Annotated in this window: 27 protein-coding genes; 20 read left to right on the forward strand and 7 right to left on the reverse strand. The window is 67.3% G+C overall.

Annotation, left to right across the window (positions count from 1 at the left end; genetic code table 11):
- Positions 1-56 precede the first annotated feature (56 nt).
- Positions 57-1,070 (forward strand): hypothetical protein, encoded by a 1,014-nt coding sequence (locus tag ACM0PB_RS15185; protein ID WP_414604444.1) that lies wholly within the window; start codon positions 57-59, stop codon positions 1,068-1,070.
- A gap of 311 nt (positions 1,071-1,381) precedes the next feature.
- Positions 1,382-2,122 carry a DNA/RNA non-specific endonuclease gene (locus tag ACM0PB_RS15190; RefSeq protein ID WP_065177776.1) on the forward strand — a complete coding sequence of 247 codons (741 nt, stop codon included), beginning with the start codon at positions 1,382-1,384 and terminating at the stop codon, positions 2,120-2,122.
- A gap of 18 nt (positions 2,123-2,140) precedes the next feature.
- Here ACM0PB_RS15190 and ACM0PB_RS15195 read toward each other — a convergent pair whose 3' ends face one another.
- Entirely contained in the window at positions 2,141-2,611 is a 471-nt protein-coding gene (locus tag ACM0PB_RS15195) for a hypothetical protein (RefSeq protein ID WP_414604445.1), read from the reverse strand.
- Between the two features lie 131 nt (positions 2,612-2,742).
- Between ACM0PB_RS15195 and ACM0PB_RS15200 the strand changes: the two genes are divergently transcribed.
- The gene (locus tag ACM0PB_RS15200) at positions 2,743-3,438 is read left to right on the forward strand and encodes an HAD family hydrolase (RefSeq protein WP_065177775.1); all 696 of its coding nucleotides are present in this window, start codon (positions 2,743-2,745) and stop codon (positions 3,436-3,438) included.
- A 7-nt stretch (positions 3,439-3,445) separates the two neighbouring features.
- Here ACM0PB_RS15200 and ACM0PB_RS15205 read toward each other — a convergent pair whose 3' ends face one another.
- From ACM0PB_RS15205 to ACM0PB_RS15220, 4 genes are read right to left on the reverse strand one after another with little or no spacing between them, the layout of a single operon-like run.
- Complete coding sequence (locus tag ACM0PB_RS15205; RefSeq protein ID WP_061478310.1) at positions 3,446-3,676, reverse strand: hypothetical protein; 231 nt, start codon at positions 3,674-3,676, stop codon at positions 3,446-3,448.
- On the reverse strand, positions 3,673-4,098 hold the full coding sequence (locus ACM0PB_RS15210) for a VOC family protein (RefSeq protein WP_164229168.1): 426 nt from the start codon (positions 4,096-4,098) through the stop codon (positions 3,673-3,675). The genes ACM0PB_RS15205 and ACM0PB_RS15210 overlap by 4 nt, the downstream gene beginning before the upstream one ends.
- A 10-nt stretch (positions 4,099-4,108) precedes the next feature.
- Positions 4,109-4,570 (reverse strand): helix-turn-helix domain-containing protein, encoded by a 462-nt coding sequence (locus ACM0PB_RS15215; RefSeq protein WP_065177773.1) that lies wholly within the window; start codon positions 4,568-4,570, stop codon positions 4,109-4,111.
- Positions 4,567-5,493 carry a LysR substrate-binding domain-containing protein gene (locus tag ACM0PB_RS15220; protein ID WP_414604446.1) on the reverse strand — a complete coding sequence of 309 codons (927 nt, stop codon included), beginning with the start codon at positions 5,491-5,493 and terminating at the stop codon, positions 4,567-4,569. The genes ACM0PB_RS15215 and ACM0PB_RS15220 overlap by 4 nt, the downstream gene beginning before the upstream one ends.
- Positions 5,494-5,584: 91 nt before the next feature.
- Between ACM0PB_RS15220 and ACM0PB_RS15225 the strand changes: the two genes are divergently transcribed.
- The gene (locus ACM0PB_RS15225; RefSeq protein ID WP_164229164.1) at positions 5,585-6,625 is read left to right on the forward strand and encodes a hypothetical protein; all 1,041 of its coding nucleotides are present in this window, start codon (positions 5,585-5,587) and stop codon (positions 6,623-6,625) included.
- Positions 6,622-7,503 (forward strand): TolB family protein, encoded by an 882-nt coding sequence (locus ACM0PB_RS15230; RefSeq protein WP_235649627.1) that lies wholly within the window; start codon positions 6,622-6,624, stop codon positions 7,501-7,503. The genes ACM0PB_RS15225 and ACM0PB_RS15230 overlap by 4 nt, the downstream gene beginning before the upstream one ends.
- 7 nt (positions 7,504-7,510) lie before the next feature.
- Here the strand turns inward: ACM0PB_RS15230 and ACM0PB_RS15235 are convergent, their stop codons facing one another.
- Entirely contained in the window at positions 7,511-8,866 is a 1,356-nt protein-coding gene (locus tag ACM0PB_RS15235; RefSeq protein ID WP_414604447.1) for a sigma-54 interaction domain-containing protein, read from the reverse strand.
- A 397-nt stretch (positions 8,867-9,263) separates the two neighbouring features.
- On the opposite strand from ACM0PB_RS15235, the gene ACM0PB_RS15240 reads away from it, so the two are divergent.
- The 15 genes from ACM0PB_RS15240 (at position 9,264) to ACM0PB_RS15310 (ending at position 19,045) form a co-directional block, all read left to right on the forward strand.
- The gene (locus ACM0PB_RS15240; protein ID WP_414604448.1) at positions 9,264-9,794 is read left to right on the forward strand and encodes a FapA family amyloid fibril periplasmic chaperone; all 531 of its coding nucleotides are present in this window, start codon (positions 9,264-9,266) and stop codon (positions 9,792-9,794) included.
- Positions 9,791-10,408 carry a FapB/FapC family functional amyloid domain-containing protein gene (locus ACM0PB_RS15245; RefSeq protein WP_329953338.1) on the forward strand — a complete coding sequence of 206 codons (618 nt, stop codon included), beginning with the start codon at positions 9,791-9,793 and terminating at the stop codon, positions 10,406-10,408. Before ACM0PB_RS15240 ends, ACM0PB_RS15245 begins: the two co-directional genes overlap by 4 nt.
- Positions 10,409-10,451: 43 nt before the next feature.
- On the forward strand, positions 10,452-11,768 hold the full coding sequence (locus tag ACM0PB_RS15250) for a FapB/FapC family functional amyloid domain-containing protein (RefSeq protein WP_414604449.1): 1,317 nt from the start codon (positions 10,452-10,454) through the stop codon (positions 11,766-11,768).
- A 99-nt stretch (positions 11,769-11,867) separates the two neighbouring features.
- A complete protein-coding gene (locus ACM0PB_RS15255; RefSeq protein WP_414604468.1) occupies positions 11,868-12,572 on the forward strand; it encodes a C39 family peptidase in 705 nt (234 codons plus the stop codon).
- Positions 12,573-12,585: 13 nt separating this feature from the next.
- A complete protein-coding gene (locus tag ACM0PB_RS15260) occupies positions 12,586-13,335 on the forward strand; it encodes a hypothetical protein (RefSeq protein ID WP_414604450.1) in 750 nt (249 codons plus the stop codon).
- A 49-nt stretch (positions 13,336-13,384) separates the two neighbouring features.
- Positions 13,385-14,689, forward strand: coding sequence for a transporter (locus ACM0PB_RS15265; RefSeq protein ID WP_065186439.1), 1,305 nt, complete (start codon positions 13,385-13,387; stop codon positions 14,687-14,689).
- Positions 14,690-14,989: 300 nt separating this feature from the next.
- Entirely contained in the window at positions 14,990-15,280 is a 291-nt protein-coding gene (locus ACM0PB_RS15270) for a RebB family R body protein (RefSeq protein ID WP_005416648.1), read from the forward strand.
- A 43-nt stretch (positions 15,281-15,323) separates the two neighbouring features.
- A complete protein-coding gene (locus ACM0PB_RS15275; protein ID WP_005416649.1) occupies positions 15,324-15,593 on the forward strand; it encodes a RebB family R body protein in 270 nt (89 codons plus the stop codon).
- A gap of 26 nt (positions 15,594-15,619) precedes the next feature.
- Positions 15,620-15,886, forward strand: coding sequence for a RebB family R body protein (locus ACM0PB_RS15280; protein WP_005416650.1), 267 nt, complete (start codon positions 15,620-15,622; stop codon positions 15,884-15,886).
- 60 nt (positions 15,887-15,946) lie between these two features.
- On the forward strand, positions 15,947-16,219 hold the full coding sequence (locus ACM0PB_RS15285) for a RebB family R body protein (protein ID WP_005416651.1): 273 nt from the start codon (positions 15,947-15,949) through the stop codon (positions 16,217-16,219).
- A gap of 70 nt (positions 16,220-16,289) precedes the next feature.
- Positions 16,290-16,526 (forward strand): RebB family R body protein, encoded by a 237-nt coding sequence (locus tag ACM0PB_RS15290; RefSeq protein ID WP_005416652.1) that lies wholly within the window; start codon positions 16,290-16,292, stop codon positions 16,524-16,526.
- Positions 16,523-17,107, forward strand: coding sequence for a RebB family R body protein (locus ACM0PB_RS15295; protein WP_329843772.1), 585 nt, complete (start codon positions 16,523-16,525; stop codon positions 17,105-17,107). The genes ACM0PB_RS15290 and ACM0PB_RS15295 overlap by 4 nt, the downstream gene beginning before the upstream one ends.
- A gap of 47 nt (positions 17,108-17,154) precedes the next feature.
- On the forward strand, positions 17,155-17,502 hold the full coding sequence (locus ACM0PB_RS15300; protein ID WP_005416654.1) for a hypothetical protein: 348 nt from the start codon (positions 17,155-17,157) through the stop codon (positions 17,500-17,502).
- Positions 17,503-17,522: 20 nt separating this feature from the next.
- The gene (locus ACM0PB_RS15305) at positions 17,523-18,602 is read left to right on the forward strand and encodes a hypothetical protein (RefSeq protein ID WP_164229155.1); all 1,080 of its coding nucleotides are present in this window, start codon (positions 17,523-17,525) and stop codon (positions 18,600-18,602) included.
- A gap of 206 nt (positions 18,603-18,808) precedes the next feature.
- Positions 18,809-19,045, forward strand: a complete 237-nt coding sequence (locus ACM0PB_RS15310) for a hypothetical protein (RefSeq protein WP_065177762.1) — start codon at positions 18,809-18,811, stop codon at positions 19,043-19,045.
- Between the two features lie 59 nt (positions 19,046-19,104).
- Here ACM0PB_RS15310 and ACM0PB_RS15315 read toward each other — a convergent pair whose 3' ends face one another.
- Positions 19,105-20,598 (reverse strand): AraC family transcriptional regulator, encoded by a 1,494-nt coding sequence (locus ACM0PB_RS15315; protein ID WP_065177761.1) that lies wholly within the window; start codon positions 20,596-20,598, stop codon positions 19,105-19,107.
- Positions 20,599-20,671: the final 73 nt, after the last annotated feature.

The raw sequence follows: 20,671 nt of genomic DNA on the forward strand, positions 1-20,671 counted from the left end.
TGCTTCGAGGCACTGCGGGCCCTCCGCAGTCTCCCATCAAAGCAAGGACGCCCCCGATGCACAGGATGCTCGTCGCAGGCACGCTCTCCAGCGTTGCCTGCCTGTTCGCCCCTTCAGTGTTGGCAGAAGATGCCCCCGAACCCGCCAACGACTGCGCGGACATTGCGCGGCTGATGGCCAACGACGACTTTGCGGCACTCGACGCGATGGCCGCGCGTTTCCGCAAGGGCGAGCTCAACGCCGCCGGCCAATCCCGGCTCGGCCGTTTCTACATCTGCATGTCGCGTGCAATCGGCACGTCGCGGCAGGAGGTTCAAGCCTGGAACGACTGGTCTGCGTGGGCGGCGCGCTGGGTTCAGCACGCGCCGAAGTCTGCGGCGGCCCACCTGATCACCGCACGGATTCCACTCAACCTGGCCTGGAGCTACCGCGGCAACGGATACGCCAACACCGTCAACGACGAAGACTGGGCACAGTTCCATGAGTACAACGCGGTTTCGCGGGCCTACCTGCAATCGCATGAGGATGTTGCCGGCGGCGACCCGTTCTGGCACGAGATGAACGTGCTGATCGCGCTGCGCGAAAGCGCGGATGACGACGAAATGCTGGCGCTCGTTGATCGAGCAGCGAAGGCCTTCCCCGACTACGAACCACTGCACCTCATTGCCATGGAGTACTTCACGCCGGCCTGGGGCGGCAGCGCGCAGAAGATGGAAGCCTTCGCGCGGCACTCGATGGCCAGCGCACCAAAGAAGAAGCGGGCCATGCGCTACGCACGGCTGTACTGGTCGGCCACCGAGTATTCGCCCGATCACTTCCGCGCGGCGAAGCCCGATTGGCCGCTGATGCGCCAGGGACTGGACGAAATCGCTCAGCAGTACCCGACCATCGACAACCTGGAATCGATCGTCCGCTATGCCTGCCTGGCACGCGACAGCGACGCACTGGTCCGCTGGAATCGTTTATGGTTGAGCCGCAGCGGTTTCGACGAGGCGGCCATTGCGAGCTCGACCGAGCAAAGCAAGGCCGCATGCCTGGCGCAGGACGAAGAACAGGAAGCATTCCTGTAGCGCCCGCCGCCGCAGGCCCTGGCGCGCAGCTGGCAGGCCTGCCAGGCGCCTAGCACGCGCGCGTGTCATCCACGCGCCGCGTGATCTGACATATCACCAGTGCTTGCGCATGATCACAGCTTCGCCCTTTCGTCATTGACCACAAGGCGCCAGCTTGTGACGCTTATGACACCGCAGGGCTGATGGCCCAACAACGCGGCCAGGCTCCACCGCAATCCGCAGCATCCGTCTCCGCAGCATCTCCGCATGTCCTCGCCCCGGCCAGGTCGTGACGGGCGGCTGCGCCCTGAATCTTCTGCTGGAGAATCGAAATGCGCCTTGCAGGCTTTGTCTTTGCCATCGTACTCAGTGCTTTTGCCGGTGCTGCACAGGCCCAGGTGGTCACCCTCAACAAGGGCGGCTTCGTGCTGACCTACGACTGCAGCATCCACAGCGCCACCCGCTACGAGTACACGCTTACCGCCGATACCGGTTCGGCCGCACGGCCGTCCAGCTTCTACAAGGACCCGGACCTGCCGGCCGGCTGCCTGGGCCAGACCAGCACCGCGTCCTACGCCAGCATCAGATCCGGCTATGACCGTGGCCATCTGGTCACGTCCAACCACATGGACTACGACGCGACCTACATCCGTCGCGCCAACTACATGACCAACATCGTGCCGCAGGTGTCCAGCTTCAACCAGGGCATCTGGGTGAAGGCCGAAAACGTGGCCGAGTGCTACCGCGACATCGCACCGGTGGACGTCTACGGTGGTGTGGTCTACGGCGACGCCGCCAACGATTACTTCCTCGCCAGCCATGGCATCCCGACCCCGGAGTTCTTCTGGAAGACGATCATCACCCGTGACCCGAACACCGGAACCGCCAAGGCGATCAGCTGGATCATTCCCAACGAGGCCAACCTCGGCAGCCTGGACAACTACCTGGTGACGATTGCCGATCTGGAGGAGCTGCTGGGCGCCAGCTATGTGGCGATCAACGCACCGGCCTCGCTGAAAAGCATGCTGCCGGCCACCACCTGGCCACAGCCTGCAGGGTGTGACCTGGGCTGAGCGGCGGGCAGAGGAACGTCACGATGCCTGTACACGCAGCCATCGTGACGCCAGCACTCTGGCAAACAGGAACTGCACTACGGCGCCGACGACGGTAGCAGCGACAAGCCCGTGCCCTGTCGTTGGCGTCCCACTGGACAGCGTTCGCATCAGGTAGGCCATGCTGGCCAGGCTGATCAGCAGCGTCGTGGCAAGCAGGATCAGCGACACCACCATCCTGCGCGCCGTCGATGCGGGTTCTGGCGGCGGCGCGCTGGCCCATAGGCCGGCAAACGTGGCCAGTGCGCAGGCCGCCAGCAGGAGCAGCCCCGCACTCCGCAACTGCGCGGCGCCGTCGGCAACGGGCATGATGAACTCGCCTGGCGAGAGTCCCGCAGGCAGCAGCAACACCAGGACGGGGAGCAGGCAGCTGCCGGCCAGCGTCACCGCGCCGGCGATGCCGGCACTGATGAGGTGATGGTGCCGGGCCTGGGATCGCACTCGGTTCAAGGGGTATTCCCGTGCAGGCGCTGGGTGGGGTGGCCCGGCAGTCTAGCGTTCCTGTGGCCGGCGTGCCCTGCCCGTCCCGCTATGGGAAAATGGCGGGCGCTTCGCCCCTTTGGCTGTTCCCGGAGTAGTAGATGTCCCGTTTCCCCTTCGATGCCGTACTGTTCGACTGCGACGGCGTACTGGTCGATTCCGAGCCGCTGGTGGCCCGCGTGCTCTCGGAAATGCTGACCGCACGCGGCTGGCCGCTGACGCCTGCGCAGGCGGGCGAGGTCTTCCTGGGCCAATCCGTGGCCCATCTGGCCGGGCTGATCGCAGAGCGCACCGGCAAGCCGTTCACCGAGCAGTGGCTGGAGGAATTCCGCCAGCAGCGCAATCGTGCGCTGGAGCAGGACCTTGAGGCGATCCAGGGGGCGCCCGAGGCCGTGCGTGCGATCGCCATAGCGACCGGTGGCCGCATTGCCTGCGCGTCCGGTGCCGACCTGATCAAGGTGAAACTGCAGCTGGGCAAGGTCGGCATCCTCGATGCCTTCGGCGACCACGTCTACAGCGGCCAGGACATGCCGAACACCAAGCCGCACCCGGACGTCTACCTGGCGGCCGCTGCCGCGCTGGGTGTGGATCCGAAGCGCTGCGCGGTCATTGAAGACACCGTGACCGGCGCGACCGCCGGCGTGGCGGCGGGTGCCACCGTGTTTGGCTTCAGCGAGGGCGGCCCGCACCACAGCACGCCGGAGGCCCTGCGCGCTGCGGGTGCGAAGGTGATCTTCCAGCGCATGGACCAGCTGCCGGCATTGCTGGCGGCCTACGCCGCCGACGCTGCCGCCTGAGGCGGCCTCAGCCTGCAGCGCCCAGCGTGGCGCTGCGGCGTTTCCCGGTGTAATGGAGCACGAACAGGTACAGGCCAGTGAACAGCTGCAGGAACAATGGCGGCAGCGGCGAATAGGTGATCCACGCTGCCGGCTCGCCCTGCCCCAGCCCGCGAGCGGCGAAATTGGCGATCACCGCCAGGGTGAAGACGATCGAGGTCCAGCGATGCACGGGCCGCGCCCAGCCACCCCGGCTCATTGACGGCGCCTCGCTTCGGATCGGGCTTCGATCATCTTCCAGCCATTGCCGGACGGGTCACGGAATCCGGCATCGATGGCGCCATAGCGTTCGACCGGCTCCTGGGTGAACTCGACGCCCCGTGCCAGCCATTGCGTATAGCGCGCCCGACAGTCATCGACGGCCAGCACCAGCGGCGGCATTGCGCCTTTCGCCACCAGCTGCTGCAGTGCCTGCGCGGTGGCCGCGTCGTGTGTGGGCGGGCCCGGAACGAACAGCCCCAGCTGGAATCCGTCCTGGCCGGGGCTGCGTACCGTCAGCCAACGGTAGCTGCCATTGCGCACATCGGTGTCCACTTCGAAACCGAGCATGCCGACGTAGAACGCGAGCGCTTCATCCTGGTCGCGCACATAGAGGCCGACCGTGTTCACAGTGTTTGTCATGGGACCTCCCTCACGTGGGATCCACGTTAGCAACCGCCGCGCGCCGGCGCTTCTCCAAAACTGCCATGTTCAGGTCCGGTCGCTGCGCGGCACGTGCGTGGCACTCCGGCACGCAGGCCGGCGTCGCCTGGCCGGCCCGCTCACGCTCGCGCACGTTGCCCGGGCTGTCGCCGGTGATGTCACGGAAGATGCGGCCGAAGGTGCCCAGGCTGCTCCAGCCGGTCTGCGCGGCGATCTCGGTGACCGGCAGATCGGTGTCACGCAACATCGCCACGGCCCGTTCAATCCGTCGGCTCAGCAGGTAGCGATGCGGTGGCAGCCCGAAGGCCTGCTTGAACGAACGCGCGAAATGCGCCGCGGATACGGCACTCACTTCGGCCAGGCGGGCCACCGGCCAGTCCTCGTGGCTGGCATGGTCCATCCGGTCCTTGGCACGCAGCAGGCGTCGCAGCAGTTCAGGGCTCTGGTTCATGCCGCCACCGTGCGCGCCAGATGATGTCGCGCCGCATGCCTGGCCTGCGCGGCCTGCTCGCCCAACCAGTCACCGAATGCAATGACCTTCGCGCTCCGGCTGCGCGCCGTCGGTGCCACGAACCAGAAACCACGCCCGTCGCTGGCCACACCGGGATGTGCCTGCACCAGGCGCCCGCTGTCCAGTTCGGCCCGGAACAGGATTGGCGAAGCAATGGCGATGCCCTGCCCGGCAATGGCCGCGCCGACGTCCAGATGCTCTACCGCAAAGGGGCTGACCAGGCTCTCCTCGGCCGGCGGCGGAACCGCGCCATGTGCGGAAAACCACAGTGCCCACCAGTCGGGCCTGCCGAGCAGCGGAACCTCCAAGGCCCGGCGCCCGAGCCCGTCTGCCGCCGGCAGCAGCGCTGGCGCGCACAACGGGGTGAAAATGCTGGGGAACAGGGGCGTGGCCTGCAGCCCGGGCCACCCGCCATGCCCATTGCGGATGGCGGCATCGAAACGCCCGGCGGCCAGGTCCTGGGGCTCTGCCGACAGGTCCAGTTCCAGCACGATGTTCCTATGGCGGGCACGGAAGCTGCCCAGCCGCGGCGTCAACCAGCTGGTACCCAGCGTGGGCAATACGGACAGGCGCAATCGCGCCGCATCCATGTCAGCGGCACGCATGAAACTGGCACGAAGCGCGTCGAAGGCCCGGGTGGCCTCCTGCGCGACGCTGGCACCCGCTGCCGTCAGTTCCACATGCTGTGCGTGGCGCAGGAACAGGCAGGTGCCGGTCTGGGCCTCCAGCCGGCGCACGTGGTAACTCACCGATGCCGCGCTGGTGTCGAGCTCCTCGGCGGCACGGGCAAAACTGCCCAGCCGCGCCGCCGCTTCGAAGGCGCGGATGGCGGCAAGCGATGGAAGCTGGCGTTGGCTCACCATAAGTGTGGCTTAGCCTGAGCCCGGATATCTGCGTGGTCAATCCCCCTCGCACCCGCAACGATGGAGGCACTTCCGGCAAGGGGTCACGCACATGGATCGACGGCAGTTCCTGGCCACCTTGGCCGCAGTGGCAGCCTCAAGCGCCCTACCCTCGGGGCGGCCCCTGTCCAGCCACAGCGAAGACTGGAAATGGTTGCAGGGCAACTGGCAGGTCCGGCACCAACGCCTGAAGGAGCGCCTGGTGGGCGACACCCGCTGGGAAGCCTTCACCGGCGCCAGCGCGGTCTGGCTCACCCTGGGCGGGCTCGGCACCATCGATGACAACGTCATGGCGCTGCCTTCGGGCCCGTACAGAGGCCTGGGCGTGCGTGCTTTTGATCCAGTGTCTTCCACGTGGTCGATCTGGTGGATCGATGGGCGCAACCCTGCCCATATCGAAGCGCCCGTGCGCGGCGTCTTCGAAGGCGATGGCGGCAGCTTCCGTGGTCGTGATCACTTCAAGGGACGCCCCATCGACGTCTGGTTCCGCTGGCATGACATCCATGGCGATGAGCCGTGGTGGGAACAGGCGTTCTCCGACGATGCCGGCGCGCACTGGGAAGTGAACTGGCGCAACTGGTTCCGCCGCACTGCGGCGGTCCCCTCTCCGCTTCCGAAGCTGCCGGATGCACCGCGCGACTTTGATTTCCTGGTGGGCCATTGGAACGTGCGCCATCGTCGCCTGCGCGCTCGGCTGGCAGGCAGTGATGCGTGGGACGCGTTCAACGGCACCCTGCACAACTGGCCGGTACTGGGAGGATTCGGCAACGTAGGCGACAACCTGATGGACGTGCCGGGAACACCGCTGCGCGGCATGGGTATCCGCGCCTGGAGTGCGGCTGAGCAGCACTGGCTGAGCTGGTGGCTGGATGGTCGGGAGCCGACCCGGATCGGTGCGCCGCTGCGCGGTGGTTTCGAGGCCGGTGTCGGCCGCTTCTTCGGCGAAGACCAGCACGACGGTCGATCAATCCAGACGCGGGTGATCTGGTCACGCATCACCCCGCGCTCGGCGCGCTGGGAACAGGCGGCTTCGACCGATGGGGGACGCAGTTGGGAAACCAACTGGGCCAGCGACTTCGAGCGGCAGGCATGAAAGCGCGGCTGGCCGTGATGCTGCTGGTTGCTGCGTCGCCCCCCGCGACTCCCTCAAGCGTGCTGCAGATCGTCGGCTCCGCTGAACGCTTTGCGCCGGGCGTTGCATCCACGCAGTACGACGAGATTCGACTGACCCTGAGCCCGGACGGAAACACCGCGCTGTGGTTCAGCCGCAACCGTCCCGGCGGTCCGGGCGGGTATGACATCTGGGTCTCCCGCCACGATGGGCAGCGCTGGCGGCCGGCGACGCCGGTCTCGTTCAACACGCCGGGACGAGACTTCGATCCCGCGTTCTCCGCAGATGGGCGCGTCGTGTATTTCTGCTCGGACCGCGCAGGCGGCCAGGGCGGCGACGATCTGTACCGGGTCAGCATTGGACGCGACGGTCGATTCGGCGAACCGGAGAATCTGGGCCCCGCGGTGAACAGTGCGGCCGACGAGTTCGCACCGATGCTCTCCCCGGACGGTCGTACGCTGTTGTTCTCCAGCGATCGCGCGGGCGGTGCCGGCGGCCATGACCTCTACAGCGCCACGATGATCGGCGGCGTGGCGCAGCTGGCGCGGCCGCTGGTCGGTGGCATCAATACCGCCGCGCAGGAGTTCGATGCCACTTTCCTCGGCGACGGCCGAACGGTGGTGTTTGCCCGCGCCCTGGACTTCGGCAGTGCACCGGTCCGCCAGTTCATTGCCTACGAGCGTGGAGGCCGTTATGACGCGGGCCATGCATTGCCCTCCCCGGTGAACGAAGCCTTCGGCGACAGCTACGGTGCGATGCTGGATGGCTCGCAACCTGACACTTTGACCTATTCGGCGCGGCGCGCAGACGGTGCGGGGTTGGACCTGTACCGCATCCGCTACCGTTCGGGCGAACCATGATCCGCGCTCAGCGCTGCGCCGGCAGTTCCAGCCGATGCTTGCGGCACAGCCGGTACACGGTCACCCGCGAGATCTGCATCTGCCGTGCGCACTCGGAGACGTTGTAGCCGGTCTGGCGCAGGGTCTGCAGCAGCACATCGCGCTCGGCCTGGCCGCGAGCATCCTGCAGCATCGCGCCCGGCGGCGCATGCTCGGCCCCACCCAGTTCAAGGTCGCGCTCGCTGATCAGCTCGCCTTCGGCCATGATCGCCGCCCGCTGCACCCGGTTGAGCAGTTCACGCACGTTGCCGGGCCAACCGAAGCGCCGCATCGCCTGCAGCGCAGCGGGCGCAAAGCCACGTGCACGCACGCTGTGGCGCAGGCGGAAGCAGCGCAGGAAGTGCTCGGCCAGCAGCTGCACATCGGCGCCACGCTCGCGCAAGGGCGGCATCAGCAGGCGCAGCACATTGAGCCGATAGTAGAGATCGCTGCGGAACCGCCCCTGCGCCACCGCGTGCTCCAGTTCGACGTGGGTGGCCGCGAGTACACGCACGTCGGCCCGCAGCGGCTGGCTGCTGCCGACGCGCTCGAAGGTGCCTTCCTGCAGCACGCGCAGCAGGCTGGTCTGCGCCTCCGCCGGCAGGTCGCCCACCTCGTCGAGGAACACGGTGCCGCCGTGTGCGGCTTCGAATACGCCTATCTGGCGCTTGTCGGCGCCGGTGAACGAGCCACGCTCGTGGCCGAACAGCTCCGACTGCACCAGGCTGGCCGGAATGGCACCGCAGTTGATCGCGATGAACGGCTTGCCCGCACGGCCAGACAACGCATGCAGCGCGTGAGCCGCCAGCTCCTTGCCGGTACCGGTTTCGCCGGTGACCAGCACCGGCAGTTCGACCGGCGCGAACTTGTGCAGCACGGTGCGCACCGCATGCAACGCAGGACTCTCGCCGATCAGTGCGCGTGGTCCCTGGCCGCCGCATACCTCGCTGGCAGAAGTATCATCCGCGTCGAACTGCTGGCGCATCGCAGCCACCAGGTCCTGCAGGCCGAAAGGCAGCGTGAACCGCGAGATGCAACGCTGCAGCAAGGGCAGCCACGCTGCAGGCGTGGGCCCTGCGCCGGGTGGCAGCACCGCAAGCCAGGGCAGATGCACGTGCTGTTCGATCCATTGCGCCAGCAACTGCAGCGCGGGCGTATCCAGATGGCGAAGATCCAGCACAGCGACCAGCCGATCACGCCCGCGAAGCCCGATCGCCATCGCCGGGTCGGGATGGATGCGGCGCACGTACCAGCCTGCGGCCGCCAGCGCGCTGCGCTCGTTCGCCAGCGGCTCGCCGAACCAGAGCACGCAACGTGATGTAGAAGCCTCCGGGACCGCCGCCATGCTTCCCCCAGCATCCGGACACCGTCGGCGGACTGTCAGGCAATCACCGGCGTGCCGCCCTCCGCCGGGACCCTCTACGGCCACCGCAGCGGCCTTTGATGGGCGGATCCTAGCGCTGCGCTAAACGGCGGCGCAATAAGCGCCGCGTCAAGAGACCACCGGCTGAAGCGGCATCGTTACAGTCCGCGACGGCACCTGTAACACCCGTGTGACAGTCGGGCGCCCGCCTTGCCCTGCGGCGCCAGGTACAGCGCGACCCCAACATTTTTCCGACGCCGCTGTAACAGCGCGGCAGCAGCACCCGACGCCCGCCAGCGCCTGGCGCCAGGGCCGCCAAGCCTTGCAGGGTTGGCACGGTTGATGCGTGCTTCCGCCGCACCCACCACGGGAGATCGGCATGGACGGCATCACCCCCATTCGCGGCCTGCTGGCAACGCTGGCCATGGCCCTGCTGTCGGTTGGCGCGAGCGCCTCTGCCTCCGGTGCACGCCAGGGCGTGAAGGCTCAACCGGGCGAAATCGTCCTGTTGCGTGATGTGTCCGCACGCCCGGCCTATCGCATGGCGCCGCCCGGCATGGCGCTGATCGCCGACCCGAAACCCCAGCGCGAGATCGCAGCGGCCCTCGGTGCGGGTGCCCCGGCAAACGGGATGGACGAGCTGAGCGATGAGGACTACGCAGGCATGGGGGCGGGTCAGGCAGCCACAGCCACCGCACCCGCAGGCACCACGGTCGAACGCGTGACGCAGCAGGCATTGGGCGGTACGCTCGGCCGCCACGGTGACGGCATGGTGGGCAGCAGTCTCGGTGGCGCCATGAGCTGGCCGCTCGGTGCGGTCGGCAACAGTACCCGCGGCATCGGCGATACCGTGCGCGGCGCAATCGGCCAGTTCCCGCTGCAGGGCATGGCCCCGGCAGGTGGCAAGTGAGGCGGGCGCACTGGCTGCTGCTGATCCTGCCTGCCACGCCGTTGATCGCGCAGGCCGATGACTACAGCGGCATGCTCGCCTACCTCGACGTTGCCCGCATCGACGGCCGTGCACTGGCCGGCGCGAACGGCGCCATCGCGGTCAACCAGGCGGCCGGCGACCTCAATCTGCAGACCAACCTGCGCGGCATCGCCACGGGCGAACATGCCGACGTCTCGATCGGCAACCGACAACTGCGCGGTGGCAACCGCGTGCTGGGTGCGCCGATGCACGCCACTGCCGTCATCGATGGCAAGGCGCTGGCCGGTGCCAGCGGCATCGCATCCATCAACCAGGCCAGCGGCATCGCCAACACGACGCTCAACGTCGTCAGCGCGACGCTGGCCCGACAGGGCATACGCGAAACCGACGATACGGCCTTGGCCGCCGAGGGTTCCGCGTTGGCAGGGGGGCGGGACGACGCCGGTCGCGGCGTCGCGACGGGCACCCGCAGCGCTGGTGTCACCAGCACCGCGCTGCGGGGATTCGACGGGGTCCTGCAACTCAATCAGATCGCGGGCAGCGGCAATGACACGGCCAATGTACTCGGCCTGGTCGTGCAGGACCGCCCGTGACAACCACCCAACCGATGCACCACCCGATGAGAGAGAGGGCACCATGAAAGCGACCGTCAAACGGACCATGCTCGCCATGGCGATTGCCACTGCCTCGACCGCCGCTGCGGCCAATGGCTGGGACAACCAGAACGCCAACGCGAACATCAACCACACCCACACCGTCAGCGAAACCCGCAACGAGACGCACAACCACACCGACAACGACGTGCGCAACCGCACCGTCAACGTCAATGTGCAGAAGCACAGCACCATCCAGGCCGACGAACGCAAGGAAAAGAACAACCACGGCGTCGACGTGAACCTGGAGAAGGACCTGCGACTGAGCACCGACATCAATTTCTCCGGCGACCCGAACATCACCGGCGACATCGACCTCGACTCGGCGGCCATCGCCGTGATCGACAACCGCCAGTCGATCAGCAACAACGCCACCAGCAACAGCCTGGTCACCAACAGTGCCTCCATCGGTGACAGCGTGGGCGCAGGTGCCTCCGGCAACCTGGGCTTCAACGTGGTATCGGGCGACAACAACGCCCAGGACAATGCCGCCTCGTTGTCCGCCGCCGACGCGTCCTTCAGCTTCGGCATGGCCGACGCCGAGGTGTTCGTCAACCAGGCCGGCTTCGGCAACGCCACCATGAACTCCGGCGTCACCAATGCCGCGGGTCTCAGTGGCAATGCCTTCGGCGGTGCGTCCGGCAACATCGGCGTGAACATCGCCTCGGGCAACAACAACGAGCAGAAGAATGCGCTCGCCGCCTCGGTCGCGACCACCGCAGTGGCGCAGTCGAGCATCAGCTCCAACCAGGTCTCCACCGGCAACACGGTCAGCAACGCGGGCTTCGTGCAGTCCTACACCGATACCGTGCAGGTCGGCATGCGTGGCGGCGTCAGCGGCCTGACCCTGGCCTATGGCGCGGGAACCTACCGCGGCACCGGCAACGCCTACCAGATGGCCAACTACTACCTGGATACGTGGAGTGGCGAGCTGCCGCACCCGGGTGGCAACAGCACCGGCCATATCGATCTGGACAACCAGATCCAGAACGCCACGATGAACCCCAACCGGCCGGGGGTGGGCGGCCTGGGCTTCGATACGCGTGAGAGTGGCACCAGCCAGTTCGTCGAACTGGGCGTGGCCGACCTGTATGCCAGCCTCAGCGGCACGGTCAGCACCACGCGCTGGGTGAACGTCAACGCGACCAACACCTCGGCCTTGTCGGGCAGCGCCTTCTCCGGTGCCTCGGGCAACATCGGCGTGAACGTGGCCGCGGGCACCGGCAACCTGCAGGCCAACAGCCTGGCCCTGGCAGTCGCCCAGCCCAGCACCGGCGGCGGTGGTGGCAGCGGCGAGTAAGCGCAACACCCCGGCCGTCCGCCAACGGCCGGGTTCCCGGGAGCTCCTGTTCCTCCTCCCCCTTGGGACAGGAGCTCCCCCTTGCTGCCGGAGAATGCGATGTTCGGCCACCGTCTCTCGATACGCCTGCTGGCCTGCCTGCTGTTGCTGGGCGGCGCGTCCGCGCGGGCGGGCGACGTCGGCTTCGCCGGCGTACTGCCCAATGGCGCGCTGCTGCAGCAGAAGGTGGAGAGCATGCAGGAACGGCGCTACCGCAACGTGGTACGCCAGCACACCGACTACAGCTGCGGTGCCGCGGCCCTGGCAACCCTCCTGCGCCATGCCTACCACCTGGAGACCGACGAGACCACGGTGATCGAAGGGATGATGAGGGTCTCCGATCCGGCGCTGGTGGCCGAGCGCGGTTTTTCGCTGCTCGACATCAAGCGCTATGTGGAATCGCTGGGCATGCGTGGGCGCGGCTATCGCATCGATGAGGCACGCCTGCGCACGCTTCGCGTTCCCGGTCTTGTGCTGATGGACGTGCGCGGCTTCCGCCACTTCGTGGTGCTCAAGCAGGTACGCGACGGCGTGGTCGAGGTGGCCGATCCCATCCTTGGCAACCGCAGCCTGGCGCTGCCTGAATTTCTCGCTGCCTGGCCATCGCGCGCCGTATTCGTGGTGATCGGCAGCGATTTCGATCGCAACACAGTCCTGCTGCAACCCAGCGAACGACCCAGTGCCCGCGCGCTCTACGCGCGACAGGGGCCGATCACCGATGCCGAACTGGTCGATTTCGGCTTCAGCCACGCCGACCTGTTCTGAAGGAGGTTCCGCCATGTTCCGCCACCGTCTGTTGATGCTCCTGCTGCTGGCGAGCCCCGCCCTGCCCCTGCAGGCGGCGGATGCTGCGCCGGGACGCGGCCTGAAGGAAATTCCGGATCCCGAACTGAACCTGATGCGCGGCCGCTACACCGTGGGCGGCAATACCGTCGCGTGGTTCGGGGTGACGATGGTCTCGCAGTGGCAGGCCGGCAACGGAAACGTATTGCAGGGTGCGTTGACTCTGGGCATGGACTTCCGCGGCGGCGGCAGCCCGAAACTGAGCTTCCAGCCCAGCGTGCACGTGACTGCTGCAGATGCGCCGCTGCCGGACACGCAGGGCCGCCATATCGACAGCACCGGCCTGGCCCACGCCAATGGCCTGGTGCAGAGCGTGCAGGTGGCCGGCGATGGCAACGTCGCCCGCAATGCGACCACGCTGGTGGTGCGCAACGGCACGGTGCCGGCCCGTTCGTATGACGGTGCCCATTCGCTCAGTGCGCAGGGTGCAGGCGTCTCGGCCTCCGCGGTGCTGGACGGCAACCAGGCACGCCTGCAGTTGCAGGTGGAGGGCCAGGGCCTGGTCCAGCAATGGATACGCAACGGCAGCGTCGGCCAGGGCATCGCCCTGAACGGTGACGGCCAGATCGCCAGCAACCAGCTGCGGCTGGAGCTGGTGCGGGATACCGCGGGCGGCAACCTGCCGTTGAGCCAGAACGTGGCCCAGGCGATTGCGATGAACCGCGGCATGGGGCCGGGCCGCTAGCACCACGGCACGGCGTTGGGGGAAGTGTTCCACAACGCAGGACACGAACATGCACACCTTGATGAGGATCACCCCGTTGGCGCTGGCGGCGCTGGCGGGCACCGCCTTCGCCGCGCCGCCAGCGGCGGACGATGGCGCCGACGTGCAGGCACTGGCCAGCCAGCTGGAGCAGCTCAAATCCAACTATGCACAGGAAGTGCGGCGGCTGCGCGAACTGGACATGCAGGTGCAGGCGATGCAGGCGCGATTGAGTGGACGCACCGGGCCCACCGGGCCGGGAACGGCGGCGGCAACGGGCGCCGCAGTCGAGCATGGCTCGACGCTACAGACGTCGCAGGGTAGCGAGGGCTACGCCAGCACGGCGGCCGAGGCACAGCAGGCGAAGCAGGAATCGCGGCGCAGCGTGGATGATGTGAAACAACAGCAGTCGGCCCTGTTCTCGCGCCGCTTCACCGTCGAGAACAGCCTCACCTACGCCCGCTACGACCGCAAGCAGCTCACCCTCAATGGTTTCCTGGCGCTGGACGCGATCTTCCTCGGCAACATCGCCATCGAGAACGTTGAATCCGATTCGCTCACCTACAACCTGGCCGCACGTTGGGGTGTCAGCCCGAGCCTGACGCTCAACCTGGACGTGCCTTACCTGGCGCGGCGCACCGTCTACCAGAAGGGCGGCGCCGGCGGCGCGGCGGCCGCGATCGCGCAGGAAGAAACCAATGGCAACGGGCTGGGCGATATCGGTTTGAGTGCGAACTACCGCTTGTTCGGCGAACGCGGCTGGCGCCCGGAAACGGTGCTCACCGCCGGAGTCACCGCCCCTACCGGGCGCGCACCCTACGGTCTGGACTGGAAGGTGATCGAGCGCGATGACGATGACTACATCCGCTTCGCCGTACCCAGGGAACAGCCCACCGGCAATGGCGTGTGGCAGGCCAATGTGGGCCTGTCGATGGTCAAGACCGCCGATCCGGCGATCCTGTTCGCCAACGTCGGCTATGTGCATTCGTTCCCGCGTGGTTTCAGCGACATCGACAGCAACCCCGACACGGTCAACCCGGGTGACGTGAAGCTCGGCGGCGCGGTCTACTTCGGCGCTGGCGTGGCCTTTGCGTTCAACGAGCGCACCAGTCTCAGCCTGTCCTTCAGCGACCGCATCAGCGCCCGCGCTTCCACCCGTTTCCAAGGCGGGAAGTGGATGAAAGTGATCGGCAGCGACGCCAACGCGGCATCACTGAATCTGGGCGTGACCTACGCGCTCAACCAGCACACCACACTGGTGACCCTGCTGGGCATCGGGCTGACCCCGGATGCACCGGACTTCACGCTGGCGTTCAAGATCCCTTACATGCTCTGAGCGGCCGGATCCGGCGACGACGTGGCCACGGCCCGTCGCCGCCGGATCGCGCTACCCACGCGCAGCCTCTGTGTGTGCCCCAGGGCAACCCGCAAGCGCTGGCGACGACGGCGATGATCATCAGTTCCGCCGCATTCACGCCGCACCTTCACGGTGATCCCCCCGCATTCTCCGTCGATTCCGCCAATCCGGCGGCGACGCCATTTCCTACTCTGGCCCCACGGTGAAGCCCAGGCCGCTGCAGGCGACGCACCGTGACACTGGATACCACGCACTTCCACCCTTTCGCAGGAGCAGGACATGGCATTTCCAACCGCGGTAAACGACCAGATCACTGATTCGGTCACCCAGGCCAACACCAAGGTGCTGGGCGATGCGCCCGCCGTGGCAGTGGGCAATCTGTACCAGGCCACCGCACAGGCGCTGGCCAATGCCGCCCACAACGCCACCAACGCGCAGCAGCAGTCCTACGTCACCGCGCAGTCGGCCACCACCATGGGCGTGGCCACCCTGTACTCGATCGATACCGCCACCACGGCGGTGGCGAGCAAGGAAATCCTCAGCACCCGCGTTCGCGGCCTGGGTTCCTGACCTGTCGTTCCGTAGCTGATCCGCCAACCTCAAGGAGATCGACATGGCATTCCCGACCGCTGTAAACGACCAGATCACCGATTCGGTCACCCAGGCCAACACCAAAGTGCTGGGTGACGCGCCCGCCGTCGCCATGGGCAATCTGTACCAGGCCACCGCACAGGCCCTGGCCAACGCCGCCCACAACGCCACCAATGCGCAGCAGCAGTCCTATGTGACGGCGCAGGCGGCCACCACCATGGGTGTGGCCACGCTGTATTCGATCGACACCGCCACCACAGGCGTGGCCACCAAGCAGATCCTCGGCGCGTGATGCGCCGGCAGGCAAGGAGCTGAGCCATGGCATTTCCCACGGCCGTCAACGACCAGATCACCGACTCGGTCAGCCAGGCCAACCTGCAGACGCTGGGCGTGGCGCCTGCCACGGCAATGGGCACGCTGTACCAGGCCACCGCGCAGGCACTGGCCAATGCCGCCCACAACGCGACGCTCGCCCAGCAGCAGATGTATGTCACGGCGCAGGCCGCGACCACGATGGGCGTCGCGCTGCTCTACGCCGTCGATACCGGCGCCACCGGCGCCGCCACCCGGAAGATTCTCGGCTGATTCCATTGAGTGCCGGCAATCTCCGTTCCTGTAGTGCTGTCCACCCTAGGAGCTTCCACCATGGCATTTCCCACCGCCGTCAACAGCCAGATCACCGATTCGGTCTCGCAGGTCAACACCAAGGTGCTTGGTGATGCGCCGGCTATCGCAATGGGCAACCTGTTCGTGGCAACCAGCCAGGCGCTGTCCAACGCCGCGCACAACGCCACCAACAACCAGCAGCAGTCCTACGTGACCATGCAGGCGTCGACCACCCAGGGGGTGTCCACGCTGTATGCGATCGATACCGCCTCCAACGGCGTGGCCACCCGCGAAATCCTGGGTCTGCGCTGACGTGTTGGCCCGGCGTGACGCCAACCACCGCGCCCCCGCTCAGGGCGGCGTCACGCCGGGCCCCTGATCGATGGCCGCATCGCCCGCCACCGGCTACCTGCTGGCCGCCACCAGCGCCGGATCCGGTGTGGCGATCGCCCTCGCCCCCTCGTTCGCGATGTCCGCCACCTACCTGGCGATGGCCGACAGCCTCGGCCTGGCAATGCAGAACGCGGTGGCCAACCAGCAACGCGGCCAGGTGACCGCCGGCGCAAGCCTGGCCCAGGTCCTGGCCCTGATCATCCAGAAGGGAGCCGTTCCGTCATGAGCAGTGAGAACACCGTCAACAGCCAGATCGTCGACAGCGTCAGTGCCGCCTCGACCCTGCTGGTGGCCCAGGGGCCGGCGCAGTCCTTCAGCATGCTGGACATGGTGATGCTGGAGACGCTGGGCACCGCCATGCACAACGCTGTCGCACGCCAGCAGGGTGCCGGCATGGTCAGCAACGCAGCGGTCACCGCGACCTGCGCGAAGATGATCAATGCCCCCTGGCCGGTGCCACCGCCTGCTCCGGACCCCCCTCCGCCGCCACCGCCGCAGGTCATCCCCCTGCCCGGCCCGGTGCCGGCGCCCCCTTCGCCTGCGGCCGTGATCGCCGCGGCCACCGCAGAAGGAAAGACCGCCATCAGCGTCCTGCAGGCACAGACCCACGGTGCCACTGCCGACGCTGCGGCCGCCACCAGCAGCCTGCATGCACTCCAAACGCTTGCAGGCAATGCGGCAGCGCCTGCGCCCGGTCCTGCGCCCGACGCCGCGTCCGGTCCGGATCCGGACGCAGGTCCCGCCCAGGATCCCGCGCCAGATTCTCCTTCTTCTTCCCCGGCAGCCGACGCTGACGCCGGGGCCTGACACCCTGCAGGCCGCCTGCGGCCCCACCCGCCCATCAAGGAGCCCGTATGGACCCGAGCAACGTCAACGCCCAGGTCATCGATGTGATCAACCAGGTGCAGACGGCCACCATGTCCGCATCCGTGGTGAAGACCAGTGGCGCCGGCAAGGCCTACCAGTCGGTGGCCCAGTCTGCCGCGATCGCCGTGCAGGATGCCGCCGACGCCCTGCGCAATGTCTCAACCATCGCGACCACCGCGGCCGGCGTGGCCATGGCCCAGTACCTGGCGACGGGGGACGAAAAGTATGCAAGGGTGCTCACGCAGGCGCAGAACATGATGCAGGGGGCCACCGACGACTTCAATCGCGTCGGCAATGCCGCTGCGACCGTCCTAAAGGAATTTCCGGCCCAGTGAGGCCGCCAGGAGAGCCACGCATGAGCGTTTTCATTGCCGGTCGTTCCATCCCCCAGGCCAACCAGATCAGCCAACCCTGCAGGCATGTCCTTCAGTTCATCGACGGTGGCGAGCAATGGCTGAAATGGGCCATGGAATCGCATGAGCACCGTTACGCTTTCTCCGACGAGGGCACGATGCTCGATGGGGTGCAGCAGGGTCTGCATGGTTCGCGCATGACATGGTTGCCACGCCTCGGGTTGCAGGTCGGCCCGATCAAGCTGCTCAGCCTTGGCGCCAGCGACCTCGGTGCCCTGCGCAACATGGAGTTTGACGAAGAAACACGCCTGTCGCACAACGAGGCGCAGCGGGTACTGGACAAACACCAGCTGCTGACCAACACCGACCTCGGGGCCTCGCGCGCGTTCCTGGCGGCGATCGGTGCGGCCGCTGCTCCCCTGCTGCAGCAACTGGATTTTCGTGAGTCGCTGGCGCTCCACCAACTGGCCGGTGAGGTCGGCATGCCTGCCACAGGGCGCGATGACCTGGCCGACGCTGCCCACTTCGCGCTGCTGCACGCGCGCAGGCCCATCGAGTTTGCCGACTACTTCCGTTTCTACCAGCGGGTGAGCGCAGGTGGCGGCAGTCGCGAGCATCGGCTGGCGCATGCCACCCGCGCGTTGCAGCAGGTGCTGCCGATCCTGTTCGGCTTCCTGGACGGGCCGCAACTGCCACAGTTGCCGTCGCCAGAGCAGGTGCGTGAGGCGATCGACGCAAGCCTGGCCGCGAACCGGCAGATCGGCTACGCCCGCATCTCGCTGGCCGCCCAGCAGATGGCAGCCTGCTTCGACAACGATCCCGACCTGCTGCAGGATGACAGCCGGCTGCGCGAGGCCGTGCGCTGGCAGCTGCGCGATGCACAGGAATTCCTCAACGAACATCCGGTCTCCCGTGGCCGACTCGGCCAGGATGGTGCCAGCGTGCAGTTCCCGATCGATGGCTCCAGAGCCAAGGCGGTGGTGCAGGTGGAGGACAATGTCATCACCCTGCAGGACTACCGCCGAACCGGCGGCTACCTGGGCGATGAAGGGACGCTGGATTACCGGGCGGACGCGGTGTGAACCCGGTCCCGGCACCAGGTGGTGATGGCGTGCAGGCAGCTACGGAGGCGCTCGCGTCGGCAGCCGGCGCGGCCGTTGCTGCCGGACGCCTGGCGGCCCGGAAACAGGCGCAGAAGATCCTGGCCGATGCCCAGGCGGCATTGCGCCACATCCTGGGGGAACGCAGCGACGGTGTTCCCCCCTCATCCCCAGCAGGAGCACCGACGATGACCTTCCCGACCCCGCTTCCCGGCAAGCCCACTCCCGCCCATCCGGCGGGCAAATCCCCGATGCAGATCGCCCAGGAGCTGGCGGACGCCGCGATGGCCGCCAGTGAAGACGGCATCCGCGCCGCGATGGAGGTCTCGCAACGCGCGGTCGACGCTGCCGCCGAGGCGGCACGGCGCGCCGACGAAGCCGCCGAGCAGGCCGTGCAGCGCGCTGCAGAAGCAAACGCACGGTAACGCTGGATCTGCCACCCCAGCGCCCCGGGCAGGCCCGCGCCTGCGCCGGGGCGTTGCTTTTACTGGTGCGGGGTTCGCCGGTAGCTGCGCGGGCTGACCCCTACCGCGCGCCGGAAGCTCTTCTCGAAGTGGCTCAGGTCACCGAAGCCGACCTGCAGCGCGACATCGGTAATGCGCAGGCGCTGCCCATCCCGCAGCAGCTGCTTGGCATGCTCGATGCGAAGTTGCTGCAGCAGCAGCTTGAACGTCGTGCCCAACTCGCTGCGGAACAGGAATCCCAGGTGCGACTGGCTCACATGGGCCTGGCGAGCGAGGTCGCCCAGGGTGAGCGGCTCCGCAGCATGGTCCTTCAGATAGGCCAGCGCACGTTTCAGGCCGTCGTGCAGGCCCTCATGCGCTGCCCGCACCGTATCCGGCTGCACGGGCTCAGGAGCGACGATCTCCTCAAGCGTGGGCAGCCGTTGCGGCGCGCACCCGGCACCGCTGGCGACGTGGCCTGCTGCCAGATCCGGCGCGTGGCGTGCAAGATCCTCGCGGCGGATGCATCGGCCACCGGTCATCACCGCCAGCCGTACCACCACCCGCTCCATTTCCAATAGATTGCCGGGCCAGTCATGCGCGCACAGGGCTTCCAGCACATCGTCACCCAGTACGCGGGGATTGAATCCATGCAGCTCAAGCGAACGCGCCGCCAGCGCACCGATGTCCTCCACCCGTTCGCGCAGCGGTGGAATATCCACTGTCAGGAACTCCAGCCCGGCCAGCAGGGCGCGCGAGAACTGCTTTTCTCTCACCCGTTGTTCCAGGTCCGCGCTGGTCGAAGCGATCACCCGTATCGGGCCGGCCGCCAGCGCTTCAGCATGGGCAGCAGGCAGCCCACGCATGCGATGTGACAGCTGGCCCTGCAGCGGCACCGGCAGTTCGTCGACTTCGTGGAAGTACAGCGTCCCGCCCTGTGCGCGCGCGAACCAGTCGCTGGCTTCGCCCTGCGGGTGGACACAGTTCACTTCGACGAACGGGCCCTGCCTGCAAGGGCCGCCACTGTGGAGGGCAGCGGCCAGCTCCATCTTCTCGGTACCGAACTCGCCGCGCAGCAGGACCGGCAGCGGGCTGGCCGCCGCGCGCTCGACGAATTCATCCATCTGTTTCAACGCCTCGCCAGCGCCGACCAGCAGCAGCGGCCGGCTAAGCGCCTGTTCGGCCCAGTCCTTTGCCTCGTAGCGCTTGATCAGGTGCGCGCAGCGCTGGGCAAACTGCTCCCCCAGCGCCAACGCACTGCCATCCAGCCGCCCCCCCTCACTTTCCAGGTGCAGTTCACCCAACAGCTCGCCGCCATAGCGGATGGGAACCCGCTGCAAGCAAACCTCTTCCGCATTCCCGGACGCCGCCGGCAACCCCGCTGCCGCCCCTGCCACCGCACCACGCAACCGCACTTGACCACCACGCATCACCTTGTGCCGGGACAGCTCCTTCACGAACGCGCCCAGCAGGTCGGGCAATGACGGATAGGGCCGATAAGCGCGCTGCAGCATCTCACTGACTTGCCTGTGCATCGAAACTCCCCTTTGGAATGGCGACCCGATGCATCTGCAACGGGCGATCTCGCGATGCAGGCCCTCCGGCATC

The organism is Stenotrophomonas sp. AR029 (genome assembly GCF_047520695.2).
Taxonomy (GTDB): Bacteria; Pseudomonadota; Gammaproteobacteria; order Xanthomonadales; family Xanthomonadaceae; genus Stenotrophomonas; species Stenotrophomonas sepilia.

Bases quoted from the DNA above. Each gene is read 5' to 3' on its own strand.
- ACM0PB_RS15185 (WP_414604444.1), top strand. From the start codon at position 57: ATGCACAGGATGCTCGTCGCAGGCACGCTCTCCAGCGTTGCCTGCCTG.
- ACM0PB_RS15190 (WP_065177776.1), top strand. From the start codon at position 1,382: ATGCGCCTTGCAGGCTTTGTCTTTGCCATCGTACTCAGTGCTTTTGCC.
- ACM0PB_RS15200 (WP_065177775.1), top strand. From the start codon at position 2,743: ATGTCCCGTTTCCCCTTCGATGCCGTACTGTTCGACTGCGACGGCGTA.
- ACM0PB_RS15205 (WP_061478310.1), bottom strand. From the start codon at position 3,676: ATGAGCCGGGGTGGCTGGGCGCGGCCCGTGCATCGCTGGACCTCGATC.
- ACM0PB_RS15210 (WP_164229168.1), bottom strand. From the start codon at position 4,098: ATGACAAACACTGTGAACACGGTCGGCCTCTATGTGCGCGACCAGGAT.
- ACM0PB_RS15215 (WP_065177773.1), bottom strand. From the start codon at position 4,570: ATGAACCAGAGCCCTGAACTGCTGCGACGCCTGCTGCGTGCCAAGGAC.
- ACM0PB_RS15220 (WP_414604446.1), bottom strand. From the start codon at position 5,493: ATGGTGAGCCAACGCCAGCTTCCATCGCTTGCCGCCATCCGCGCCTTC.
- ACM0PB_RS15225 (WP_164229164.1), top strand. From the start codon at position 5,585: ATGGATCGACGGCAGTTCCTGGCCACCTTGGCCGCAGTGGCAGCCTCA.
- ACM0PB_RS15230 (WP_235649627.1), top strand. From the start codon at position 6,622: ATGAAAGCGCGGCTGGCCGTGATGCTGCTGGTTGCTGCGTCGCCCCCC.
- ACM0PB_RS15235 (WP_414604447.1), bottom strand. From the start codon at position 8,866: ATGGCGGCGGTCCCGGAGGCTTCTACATCACGTTGCGTGCTCTGGTTC.
- ACM0PB_RS15240 (WP_414604448.1), top strand. From the start codon at position 9,264: ATGGACGGCATCACCCCCATTCGCGGCCTGCTGGCAACGCTGGCCATG.
- ACM0PB_RS15250 (WP_414604449.1), top strand. From the start codon at position 10,452: ATGAAAGCGACCGTCAAACGGACCATGCTCGCCATGGCGATTGCCACT.
- ACM0PB_RS15255 (WP_414604468.1), top strand. From the start codon at position 11,868: ATGTTCGGCCACCGTCTCTCGATACGCCTGCTGGCCTGCCTGCTGTTG.
- ACM0PB_RS15260 (WP_414604450.1), top strand. From the start codon at position 12,586: ATGTTCCGCCACCGTCTGTTGATGCTCCTGCTGCTGGCGAGCCCCGCC.
- ACM0PB_RS15265 (WP_065186439.1), top strand. From the start codon at position 13,385: ATGCACACCTTGATGAGGATCACCCCGTTGGCGCTGGCGGCGCTGGCG.
- ACM0PB_RS15270 (WP_005416648.1), top strand. From the start codon at position 14,990: ATGGCATTTCCAACCGCGGTAAACGACCAGATCACTGATTCGGTCACC.
- ACM0PB_RS15275 (WP_005416649.1), top strand. From the start codon at position 15,324: ATGGCATTCCCGACCGCTGTAAACGACCAGATCACCGATTCGGTCACC.
- ACM0PB_RS15280 (WP_005416650.1), top strand. From the start codon at position 15,620: ATGGCATTTCCCACGGCCGTCAACGACCAGATCACCGACTCGGTCAGC.
- ACM0PB_RS15285 (WP_005416651.1), top strand. From the start codon at position 15,947: ATGGCATTTCCCACCGCCGTCAACAGCCAGATCACCGATTCGGTCTCG.
- ACM0PB_RS15290 (WP_005416652.1), top strand. From the start codon at position 16,290: ATGGCCGCATCGCCCGCCACCGGCTACCTGCTGGCCGCCACCAGCGCC.
- ACM0PB_RS15295 (WP_329843772.1), top strand. From the start codon at position 16,523: ATGAGCAGTGAGAACACCGTCAACAGCCAGATCGTCGACAGCGTCAGT.
- ACM0PB_RS15300 (WP_005416654.1), top strand. From the start codon at position 17,155: ATGGACCCGAGCAACGTCAACGCCCAGGTCATCGATGTGATCAACCAG.
- ACM0PB_RS15305 (WP_164229155.1), top strand. From the start codon at position 17,523: ATGAGCGTTTTCATTGCCGGTCGTTCCATCCCCCAGGCCAACCAGATC.
- ACM0PB_RS15310 (WP_065177762.1), top strand. From the start codon at position 18,809: ATGACCTTCCCGACCCCGCTTCCCGGCAAGCCCACTCCCGCCCATCCG.
- ACM0PB_RS15315 (WP_065177761.1), bottom strand. From the start codon at position 20,598: ATGCACAGGCAAGTCAGTGAGATGCTGCAGCGCGCTTATCGGCCCTAT.